This is a genomic window from Thermovirga sp. (genome assembly GCF_017656375.1).
Classification (GTDB): domain Bacteria; phylum Synergistota; class Synergistia; order Synergistales; family Thermovirgaceae; genus Thermovirga.
In genome coordinates this window covers 1-1838 of the sequence record NZ_JACDOB010000083.1, presented here as the reverse complement: position 1 = coordinate 1838, position 1838 = coordinate 1, and the positions used below count along the sequence as shown (strand labels likewise).

Here is a 1838-nt window from a genome sequence, read left to right as displayed (position 1 = left end):
TTTTTTCGCGATCTTTTGCTTTTGCCTGATGGCCCCTGTGTTTGCCTATCCCTTTCAATCAACAAGCCATGCCGAGGACAATCCCGAGGGAAACCTGTTAATAAACGAAACCTTGTATGGAGACAGCACAAACTTTGGGCGTATTTACAACTACAACACAGCCTTGCACGGAATGTGGGGAAAGTACAACATGCTGGTCAATGCCCTGGAGGGGGAAATTCAAACTTTCGGCAGTAGTGCTTACGGAATCTATGGAACAGAAAGCTCCAATATATCCAACTATGGCAGCATAATTACAAGAGGGTCGGGAGCTCACGGGTTATACGCAACAAAAACATCTATCGCAAAAAACAGTAGCTTACTTCATACATACGGCATAGGAGCCTATGGAGCCAATGTAAGGGAAGGATCCACATTTCAAAATACAAGCTCTGGAGTCATCATAACAGAGAACAAAAGCGCAGCAGGCATATCAGCTTTCTCAGCAACAGCAAATAACTCAGGCATTATAAGAGCTTACGGGGATATGTCCCGGGGAATGGCAGGCACCTGGTTTTCTGAGCTTTATAACGAAGGGTTAGTTGAAATTGGGCAGAGCAGTCTCAGTTATGGCTTATGGGCCATTCAAAACTCTTCAGTACTGAACAGTGGCACGGTTAATGTTTTTGGTGACAAATCTTTCGGCATGTACATCTCCCAATCTTCCACAGCTACAAACACGGGTGAAATCACCACTCAAGGAAGCAATTCTCCTGGAATATATGCAGACGATTCTTCTACCGCTGTTAATTATGGTACCGTAACAACCTATGGATATGGTGCGTTTGGAGTTGTAGCCAAGGATGGGTCTAAAGCTAAGAATTATAAAGATATAACCACCTATGGCCAGAATGCCCTCGGCATGTTCGGCACCTATTCAGCCCAACTTTTCAACTTAAGTTCGGAGACAATAGAAACATGGGGCGACGGCGCTTCAGGTATGGTCGTATCTAATGATTCCTACGGAGAAAATACAGGAAGAATAATAACTCATGGTAATGAAGCACATGGCTTAGTAGCCTATGATTCTTCATCAATAATAAACAAGGAAAGCGGAGAAATCATAACGTATGGAGAAAGGTCCTACGGAATGTACATTTACGGTAACTCCACGGGATCCAATAGCGGCAAGATAGCCGTTTACGGCAAAGACAGCCACGCAGTCGTCGTGGAGGAAGGCTCTTTCTATAACTTGGGGGAACTTTACAGCGAACAAGGCGCAGCAGTGGTTGCAACTAAAGGAAGCAGCATAATCCTCGGTGAGGGCACCACTCTCTCCGGCTCCAACCTGCTGGTGGGAGATGGGACCTCAAACATCGAAGTAAACGTAGAAGACAGCATTTCTGCCTGTATTTCCGGGTTTGGCTCATTCACAAAAGATGGGAAAGGCTCACTCTTGCTCGAAGGAAACTCTTTTGCAAGCAATTCCTACAATAATGCGGGAACATTGATAATAACAGAAGGAAGCCAATTTTTCACAAACAACTACTTTCAAGGACCAAATGCAACCCTCAAAATCGTAGCAGGATCTACCGCTCCCTCCTTTTCTGCCGACAAAGCCATCCTCGACGGAAAAATAAATATAGACATATCAAATTTGCCAGCACCAGGAGATTTTGAGTTCATCACTGTTGACTCTTTAGATGGAAATTTTGCCTCTGTAACATTCGAAGATGAAACAGGCCATCTCCTATTATTGTCACCAGAATGGGTTTACAAGTACGGGAAATGGCACTACCGCAGCGCGGTTACATACTCTTTTTCCGAACAGGCCCTGGGACTCGTGGCTGCCATAGAAG

Annotated in this window: 1 protein-coding gene; it reads left to right on the top strand. The window is 44.9% G+C overall.

Annotated features, from left to right (window positions below; all coding sequences use genetic code 11):
• Positions 1–112: 112 nt before the first annotated feature.
• Positions 113–1838, top strand: a 1726-nt coding sequence (locus tag H0Z23_RS08995) for a hypothetical protein (protein ID WP_296869112.1), incomplete at its 3' end; no start/stop codon positions are given.